At 74.4% G+C, this 8,209-nt stretch carries 8 protein-coding genes; 4 read left to right on the top strand and 4 right to left on the bottom strand.

What is annotated here, in order from left to right; all coding sequences use genetic code 11:
• The coding region (locus ACZ6Y7_RS25775) for a hypothetical protein (protein WP_465760290.1) at positions 1-215 on the top strand (215 nt) is incomplete at its 5' end.
• 212 nt (positions 216-427) lie between these two features.
• On the opposite strand, the gene ACZ6Y7_RS25770 is transcribed toward ACZ6Y7_RS25775, so the two are convergent.
• From ACZ6Y7_RS25770 to trpS, 3 genes are all read right to left on the bottom strand, one after another.
• Positions 428-1,102 carry a nucleoside/nucleotide kinase family protein gene (locus tag ACZ6Y7_RS25770; RefSeq protein WP_465760289.1) on the bottom strand — a complete coding sequence of 225 codons (675 nt, stop codon included), beginning with the start codon at positions 1,100-1,102 and terminating at the stop codon, positions 428-430.
• Between the two features lie 80 nt (positions 1,103-1,182).
• Positions 1,183-2,145 (bottom strand): S66 peptidase family protein, encoded by a 963-nt coding sequence (locus ACZ6Y7_RS25765; RefSeq protein ID WP_465760288.1) that lies wholly within the window; start codon positions 2,143-2,145, stop codon positions 1,183-1,185.
• A 247-nt stretch (positions 2,146-2,392) separates the two neighbouring features.
• Entirely contained in the window at positions 2,393-3,448 is a 1,056-nt protein-coding gene (trpS, locus tag ACZ6Y7_RS25760) for a tryptophan--tRNA ligase (protein WP_465760287.1), read from the bottom strand.
• Between the two features lie 337 nt (positions 3,449-3,785).
• On the opposite strand from trpS, the gene ACZ6Y7_RS25755 reads away from it, so the two are divergent.
• Positions 3,786-4,898 carry an ABC transporter substrate-binding protein gene (locus ACZ6Y7_RS25755; RefSeq protein ID WP_465760286.1) on the top strand — a complete coding sequence of 371 codons (1,113 nt, stop codon included), beginning with the start codon at positions 3,786-3,788 and terminating at the stop codon, positions 4,896-4,898.
• A gap of 290 nt (positions 4,899-5,188) precedes the next feature.
• A complete protein-coding gene (locus ACZ6Y7_RS25750; protein WP_465760285.1) occupies positions 5,189-6,445 on the top strand; it encodes a hypothetical protein in 1,257 nt (418 codons plus the stop codon).
• A 36-nt stretch (positions 6,446-6,481) separates the two neighbouring features.
• Here the strand turns inward: ACZ6Y7_RS25750 and ACZ6Y7_RS25745 are convergent, their stop codons facing one another.
• On the bottom strand, positions 6,482-7,024 hold the full coding sequence (locus ACZ6Y7_RS25745) for an NUDIX hydrolase (RefSeq protein WP_465760284.1): 543 nt from the start codon (positions 7,022-7,024) through the stop codon (positions 6,482-6,484).
• Positions 7,025-7,129: 105 nt separating this feature from the next.
• On the opposite strand from ACZ6Y7_RS25745, the gene ACZ6Y7_RS25740 reads away from it, so the two are divergent.
• The gene (locus tag ACZ6Y7_RS25740; protein WP_465760283.1) at positions 7,130-8,101 is read left to right on the top strand and encodes an ATP-grasp domain-containing protein; all 972 of its coding nucleotides are present in this window, start codon (positions 7,130-7,132) and stop codon (positions 8,099-8,101) included.
• The last annotated feature ends 108 nt before the right edge of the window (positions 8,102-8,209 follow it).

Below are 8,209 nucleotides of genomic sequence, written 5' to 3'. Positions count from 1 at the left end.
CAACCCCGATCAAACGACCGAGGCCGGGGATGTCAACATATCTGGCGTTGACTTTTGGCACGCTGTTGAGTTCTCAAGGAACGGACGCTTCCTTCGAGCCGCCTTCCAGCGGGCCCTCCGGGCTTCGTTCTTTCGTGTTTCCAGCTTATCAGATGTTTTCCGCTCCGTTTCCGGGGCTTCCTTCATCCAACTCGCTGGCGCCTTCCGGGGTTTGACGCCCCGTCCGACGTTTCAAACTCTAGCCGATCCCCGCTCTGAAAAGCGAATCCAGCCGCAATCCGATAAAACGAGCACACCAATTCAGCACCGAGCCACGCAGCGCGAAACGCGGACGCGACCCAGCACGGACCTGGGAAGTGTGTTTCAGAGGATTGGCCGCCCCGGGACCGTCCGCGCCGATGCGTGTCCGGTGCTCCCTGCCGAGCGACTAGAAAACACTACCCCTGCCCGCCGCCGAAGGCAACCCGGTCCCGGGGACCGTCCGGGTGCAGAGCGCCCGGCCGGGCTTCACGTACTCGCCGTTCGGGTGGTCGTTCCCGGAGACCCAGTGACGGGCGGCGGCCTCGTCGCGACCGCCGGCGCGGTGGCGGCTGAGCAGACGCTCTTCGCGGACCGCGTCGTCGGTGTGGACGTACCAGAGTTCGCGCAGCAGCCGACGGGCGTCGGACCAGGGGGCATCGGCGGAGGCCAGGTAATTGCCCTCGGTGACGACGAGGCGGGTGTGCGGGCGGACCACGTGCCTGGCGGCGACGGGTTCGTCCAGGGTGCGATCGAAGTCCGGCACGTAGATGTCGGCGAAGCGGTCGGCGGCGATGCGGCGCAGCAGGGCGACGTAGCCCTGGGCGTCGAAGGTGGCCGGGGCGCCCTTGCGATGGGTGAGGCCGAGGCGGTCGAGCTGGGCGCCGGAGAGATGGAAGCCGTCGAGCGGGACATAGGCGGCGGCGCCGGGTCCTTCGACTCGCTCGACCTCGGCGACCAGGTGCCGGGCCAGGGTGGACTTGCCGGCACCGGGCGGGCCGGCGAGTCCGAGGATCGTGCGGGCGTTGCTGCCCGGGCCGCGGAGGAAGCCGAGGGCGAGAGAGGTGAGGCGGTCCTCGTTCATGGCCGCACCCTACTGACCGGAGTCGGTGGAAGCCGGGCCTTCTCCTCCTCCGGCGCCCGGCGGTCAGCGGGACGGCTCGATCAGCGGTTCGGCTCGGTGAGTGCGGGCAGGTCCAGGGTGAGCGTGCCGGCGTCGGCGTCGAGCACGGCGGGGACGCCCAGCGGGACGGTGAGGCTGGACGGGCAGTGTCCGAAGCCCAGTTCCCAGAGCACCGGTATGCCGAGCCCACCGAGCCGGTCGAGCATCACCTCACGGACCCGCTCGGGCCGCCCGCAGCCGTCCCAGGAGCCGAGCGCGATGCCGGCCACGCCGTCGAGGGCGCCGGAGCGCAGGAACTGGGTGAGGAGGCGGTCCAGCTGGTACGGGTGCTCGTTCACGTCCTCCAGGACGAGGATGCTGCCCGCGTACGAGGGCCTGGCGGCGGGGGTGCCGCGTTCGGAGACCAGTACGTGGACGCACCCTCCCGCGGTGACGCCGCGGGCCCGGCCGGGGACGAGGGGGGCGGCGGTGGAGGAGGTGAGGACCGTGGTGGCGGCGGGGTCGAAGAGGGTGCGGCGCAGGTGCTCGGCGGTGCGGCCGTCGGAGACGAAGGCGCCGGCTGCGGCCATCGGCCCGTACAGGGTGGCGAGGCCGAGGCGCTGGGCGAAGGCCTCCTGCAGCGAGCTGACGTCGCTGAAGCCGATGAAGGGCTTGGGGGCCGCGGCGCGCATCGCCGTCCAGTCGAGGAGGTCGACCATGCGGTGCACGCCGTAGCCGCCGCGGGCGCAGATGACGGCGTCGACGGTGGGGTCGAGCCAGGCGTTCTGGAGGTCGGCGGCCCGGTCGGCGTCGGTGCCGGCGAGGTAGCCGAGGGTGGGGTGGGTGTCGAGGACGTGCGGGGCGACGGTGACGCGCAGCCCCCAGGAGCGGAGGATCGCGCAGCCGGCGGTGAGGCGTTCGGGGTCGATCGGGCCGCTGGGCGCGACGACGGCGATGTGGTCACCGGGACGCAGGTGCGGCGGTCGGGTCAGCCCCTGGCCGGGTGTGGTCGGGTGCTGGTCCATGGGCCGGGCCGCCTTTCGGGCGCGGGAGCGTGGGAGCGGGCGGCCGCGGTGTGGGCGCGGCCGCCCGGTGACGATATGCCCGCGCGTCGACCGACCGATGTCTGCGGTCCGGCGACCCGCCCTCGCCCAGCAGACCGGCAGCGGGCTGCTGCTGGCCGGCGGGGCGAGCATGGGGGGCGGCGTCCGGAGGCCGGTGCCCGGTCGCGGTGTCCCCGGGCCGGGGCCCAGGGCCGGGGGTGAGGGCTCCTCAGATCACGGCGCCCATCACCTCCCGGACCTCGGCGAGGGTGGACTCGGCGACGGCGTTGGCGCGCTCGGCGCCGTCGCGCAGGACCTGCCGCAGGTGGCCGCGGTCGGCGGCGAGGTCGGCGCGGCGGGCGCGCAGCGGGCGGAGGTGCTCGTTGACGGAGTCGGTGACGACGCGCTTGAGGGCGGCGGCTCCGCCGTCGCCGATCTCCTCGGCGACGTCTTCCGGGCTGCGGTCCTGGCAGAGCGCGGCGAGCAGGACGAGGCCGGACACCTCGGGCCGGCCGACCGGGTCGTAGGCGATCCGGCGGTCTGCGTCCGTCCTGGCGCCGCGGATGATCCGGGCGGTCTCGTCCTCGGTAGCGCCGAGGGCGACGGCGTTGCCGCGGCTCTTGCTCATCTTTCCGCCGTCGGTGCCGAGCAGCATCGGGGCGTCGGACAGCAGGCCCTGTGGGCGGGGGAAGACGACGCGGCCGTCGGCGTGCGGGTAGCGCTCGTTGAAGCGGCGGGCGACGGTGCGGGCGACTTCGAGGTGGGGCAGCTGGTCCTGGCCGACCGGGACGAGGTCGGCCTTGCAGAAGAGGATGTCGGCGGCCTGGTGGACGGGGTAGGTGAACATCAGCCCGCTGACGGCGGACTGCCGGGAGTGGGCGATCTCGTCCTTGACGGTGGGGTTGCGGTGCAGTTCGGCGACGCTGACCAGGCTGAGGAAGGGCAGCAGCAACTGGTTGAGGGCGGGGACGGCGCTGTGCGGGAAGATCGTGGCCCGTCCGGGGTCGAGACCGGCCGCCAGGTAGTCGAGGACGAGGTTCTCCGTGTGCTCGGCGAGCCGGTCCGCGACGTCGCGGTCGGTGATCACCTGGTAGTCGGCGACCACGACGAACATCTCGACGCCCTGGTCCTGCAGTCGGACGCGGTTGCGCAGGGTGCCGAAGTAGTGGCCGAGGTGGAGCGGCCCGGTGGGGCGGTCCCCCGTGAGGACCCGGTGGGCGGTCGGGTCGTCGATGGGGCCGGGCGCGGCGGACGCGGCGGTGGTTGCGGCGGTAGCGGTGGTCACGGGTATCTCCTCGTACGGTGGCGGCGGGGGCGGCTGCCGTCCGGGCGAGGGCCCGTCCCGCGTGGACGCGGGGAAAACGCGACAGGGCCGTCCATCCCGGACGGCCCTGGTCAGGCGGGTGCTGGTGGCCGTCCTAGGACGGCCACCAGGTCAGGCCCACGAAGCGCTTCATGCGCCCGACGATAGCGCCAGTCCTCCCCAGGAGCACGGGAGTTTCCTGGGGAGCGCTTCGCCGCGGAAGAGCTCCGGCCGCACCCCGGGTGAGCTTCCGGGCCGCCATCGAGATAGGTTTGCCTCACCTAACTTCGATCTGTCTCGATCTGTGAAGGAGCGTCGCGTGGCCCCCACCCCCGACGGCCCGGCCCCCGCACCCCGTACCCCCAGCCGCCGCAGGTTCCTGACGGCCGGGATCGCCGGCGGGGCGGTGCTCGGCCTCGGCGGACTGCTCACCGCCTGCGGCAGTTCGGGTGGCGCCGGCGGAGCGGGCCGAGCGGGCGGAGGGGCCACGGGCGGCGGCTCGACGCCCGACCAGAAGTCGGTCAAGCAGGGCGGCGACGACTACGCCACCGTGATCGAGAAGATGAAGGGCTTCGGCACCGATGCCGCCCCCGGCGTCTACCCGCGCACCATCCGGCACGCGATGGGCGAGACCGTCATCCCGGCCAGGCCCACCCGGGTCGTGGTGCTGGACACCGGCGAGCTCGACAACGTCGTCTCGCTGGGCGTCCAGCCGGTCGGCGTCGTCCACACGGACGGCTCCAAGTCCCTGCCGTCCTACCTCAAGGACAAGGCCGGCAGCCCGGCCGCCGTCGGCACCGTCAACAGCCTCAACCTGGAGGCCATCGCCGCGCTCAAGCCGGACCTGATCCTCGGCAGCCAGCTGCGCGCCCAGGACCAGTACGCGCAGCTGTCCAAGATCGCGCCGACCGTCTTCTCGCTGCGGCCCGGCTACCCCTGGAAGCAGAACTTCCTGCTCAACGCGAGCGCGTTCGGCCTGGAGGCCGAGGCGAGGACCCAGCTCGACGCGTACCAGGCGGCGGCCACCGCGATCGGTGCCGGACTCGGCGGCAAGCGGCCCACCATCACCCCGCTGCGCTTCATGCCGGGCCGCACCCGGCTGTACGCCGGACTCTCCTTCATCGGCACCATCCTCACCGACGTGCCGCTGCCGCAGCCCGCGATCGAGCAGGTCAAGGAGCTCGCGGTGGAGGTCAGCCCGGAGCAGATCGACAAGGCCGACGCCGACTGGATCTTCTACGGCGTGTACGGAAGCCCCGGCTCGACCAACCAGGACACGGTGCTGGGCGGTGCGCTCTGGAAGACGCTCGGGGCGGTCAGGTCCGGTCAGGCCCGGCCGGTTCCGGATGAGACCTGGTTCCTCGGACTCGGCGTCATGGCCGCGAACGCGGTGCTCGCCGATCTCAAGGGGTTTGTCGCACCGGGGAGTTGATCGACTCCCCGGCGTGATCGCGAGGTGATCGCGCGGTGGTCGCGAGGTGGTCGCGAGGTGGTCGCGAGGTGGTCGCGAGGTGGTCGCGAGGTGGTCGCGAGGTGGTCGCGAGGTGGTCACGCGGCGCCCGCGGGGCGGTCCGACCGGCGTCCAGCGGCGGTCCGACCGCGGTCCGGCGGTGGTCTCGCGGTGGTCTCGCGGTCGCCCCGCGCGGTCGGCCGGGTTCGACGCTTGGAGCTGGTCCCGCCGTGCGGGAGGATCGTCGGGACCACCCCCCGAAGGGCCCGCCGATGACCTCGCTCCAACCCACCGCAACCGACCCGTCCCTGCCCGGCCCGCCCACGGACAGCGCCGGATCCTCGCCGCCGCCCGGCGTGCCCGGGCAGGCCGCCGAGACCGTACCGATGTGCGCGATCGCGGCCGCCGCCGAGGCGGTGGCCGCCGCGTCCGGCACCTCCGACCGGGTGTTCCGCCAGGGCGCCGGGCCCCGCCAGGACTCGGTGCCACAGCCGCGTGGGCGGCACGACACGGACGCGCTGGTCCTTCCCGCGGCGGCCACTGGGGCCCGCCCGGCGGATCCCGGAACGGATCCGCCCGCCGCTGACGATGACCCGGCCACGGCGCGGCCGCGGGCGGCCTTCGCCGAACGACCGCGGACCGCACCCGCCGAGGACCGCGCGGTCGCCGCGTCGGCGGACGCGTGCCGACCGCCGGCCGCGGAGGCACCCCCGCTGCTCGGCCAGACGGCCGAGGACGGCGCGGGCGCGCCCGAGGTCGCCGGGGCGGGCTCCCGCGCAGGGGCGGCGGAGAAGGGAACCGGGGTCGGGGTCGGATTCGTCCGCCTGCCGTCGGCCACCGTTCCGTCGCCGGGCGGTCCGTTCGCGCCTACGCGGCGTCCGGTGCGCGAGGAAGCACGGATCCCGGGGTCCCCGTCTCTGCGGCCGTCGCCCTCGCGCCGGCTGCGGCGGATGCACCCGCAGGCCGCCCCGAGCGGACAGGAGGCGACCGCACGGGAGACGGCCGCGTCCGGACCGGCCGGGGCGGGCTCCGGGGACCGCCCGGCCTGGACGGGTGAACTCGCGGACCCGATCGGGACGGTGGCGGGGCCGGCGCCGTCCGGGGCCGATCCCGCGTCCGGGGACGGTCCCGCGTTCGGAGCCGGTCCCGCGGGTGACCCCGGCGCCGAGGCCGTGCCCGCTCCGGCCCCGTACGCCGAACCGCCGCTCGGTGTCCTGATCGTGGGCAGCCCCGGCCAGCCCGAGAGCGTCGGTCGGCCCGACGAACGGACTCCGGTCCGGGTGGCGGCCGAGCCGGTCCGGGTGGGACGCGGCACCAGCTTGGTGGTGCTGCCGTCCTGGCGCCCCGCCATCGCCGTCTCGGTGTCGACCGAGCAGCTGCTGTCCGCGACCGGGCTCGCCTTCGAACAGCTCGCCGGGGCCCGGCTGACGGTGCTGATGAACCCCGGCGCGCTGCACGACCGGGAGTTGGACCTGCACGGCTGGGAACCCGGTCCGACCGCCCGGGGTCGGCGCGGCGCACGGTCCTAGCCGGACGCCCGGCGCCGGACTCGGGGGGCAGCCCGGTCAGCCGGTCGCCGGGGCGTTCGGGACGTACCCCAGGTCGACCGGCACCGGCGGCCGTCCGTCGACCGCCCAGCCCTGGCGGACGGCGTCCAGCAGTTCGGGCAGCTGTGGCGGCCAGAGCGCGTCGGCGTTCTCGTCGGCGAGGTCGGCCGGGGTCCACCAGCGCCAGTCGAGGATCCGGTCGACGGCGTGCACCGCGCTGACGTCGCCGACCGGGCCCCGGTGCGGTCCTGCCGTGAGGTAGATGTGCTCGTGCTGGCGGACCGGGGTGCCGTGCCAGGTGAAATCGTGTTCCCAGGTGCAGAGCAGCGGGCCGGGTTCGAGGTCGGTCCAGCCGCTCTCCTCCCACAGCTCGCGCCGGGCGCCCTGCCAGGGGGACTCGCCGGGCTCCAGCCCGCCGCCCGGCATGGTCCAGTGGACGCCGACCTCGTCGTTGTCCGAACGTAGCAGGAACACCGAGCCGTTCTCGTCCAGGACCACCGTGCGGGCGGCCTGTCGCGGCACACGGGGGCGGGGGCACAGCAGTCGCATCGGATTTCGCATCGGATCACTCTCGCAGCGGGCGTTCGGGAGCGTCGAGCGGATTCGCCACTCCGGGCCGGCGCCCGTGGGACCGGGACGCGCCCGCGGGGCCGTACCCTGACGGCCATGTCCGCACCCGCGATCATCTTCCCCAGCGATCCGCTGAACCCGCGCCGGCCCGATCCGCACTTCGTCTGGGAAGCCAGGATGCTGCGGGAGCTGGGCGGCGAGCAGCACCTGGTCGACCACGACGCGCTGCTCGCCGGACGGGCCGAGGAAGCCGTCCGGCGCGTACCGCGGGACAGCGGCCCGCTCTGGTACCGGGGTTGGATGCTCCCCTCCGCCCGGTACGCCGACTTCGCCACCGCGCTCACGGCCCGGGGCGGCAACCTCCTGACCAGCCCGCCCGGTTACGCGGCGGCGCACGAACTGCCGGGCTGGTACGGCGTGTTCGAGGGCGCCACCCCGGCCAGCGCCTGGATCCCCACCGACGGCGCGTCGGTTCCGGGCACGGAGGAACTGGCGACGGCCGTGGCCCGGCTCGGCGGAAGCGGCCCGGCGATCGTCAAGGACTACGTGAAGTCGCGCAAGCACGAGTGGCACGAGGCCTGCTACGTGCCCGAGTTGGCGGATCTGCCGGCCGTCGCGCGGGTGGTGGAGCGGTTCGTCGAGTTGCAGGGCGAGTTCCTGGCCGGCGGGGTGGTGCTGCGGCGGTACGAGGAGTTCGAGCGTGCCGACGGCGCCGAGGAGGGCTCCGGCGGTGACGGCCGGGACGGCCGTGCCGGTGGCGAGGGTGGCGAGGGTGGCGGCGGACCGGACACGGGCGGGCGGGCCGTCGAGGCGCGGGTGTGGTGGCTGGACGGGCGGCCCGTCCTGGTCGGACCGCACCCGGACGCTCCGCGCCGGACCGTCGAGCCCGACCTCACCGAAGTCCGGGCGCTGGTCCGGAGACTCGGCTGCCGCTTCGTCACCACCGACCTCGCCAGCCGGGCCGACGGCTCCGGCTGGCGGGTGGTCGAGGTCGGGGACGGACAGGTGAGCGACCTGCCGCACGGCATCGACCCCTCGGGCCTGCTGACCTCGCTGATCGTCGCCTGACGCATCGGGCCCGCCCGCCCCCGGGGCTGACGGTGCTCGGCCCGACGGCGTTCCGGCCCGACGGCGTTCCGGCGCGACGCGCTCGGGCCCAGCGCACGCGGGACGGGG

The sequence above is a fragment of the Kitasatospora sp. NPDC053308 genome, assembly GCF_055585785.1.
This window is presented reverse-complemented; position numbering and strand designations above follow the sequence as displayed.

What these genes read in the sequence shown, in the direction of transcription:
- ACZ6Y7_RS25750 (WP_465760285.1), top strand. Translation starts at nt 5,189, where the DNA reads ATGACCTCGCTCCAACCCACCGCAACCGACCCGTCCCTGCCCGGCCCG.
- ACZ6Y7_RS25770 (WP_465760289.1), bottom strand. Translation starts at nt 1,102, where the DNA reads ATGAACGAGGACCGCCTCACCTCTCTCGCCCTCGGCTTCCTCCGCGGC.
- ACZ6Y7_RS25740 (WP_465760283.1), top strand. Translation starts at nt 7,130, where the DNA reads ATGTCCGCACCCGCGATCATCTTCCCCAGCGATCCGCTGAACCCGCGC.
- ACZ6Y7_RS25745 (WP_465760284.1), bottom strand. Translation starts at nt 7,024, where the DNA reads ATGCGAAATCCGATGCGACTGCTGTGCCCCCGCCCCCGTGTGCCGCGA.
- ACZ6Y7_RS25765 (WP_465760288.1), bottom strand. Translation starts at nt 2,145, where the DNA reads ATGGACCAGCACCCGACCACACCCGGCCAGGGGCTGACCCGACCGCCG.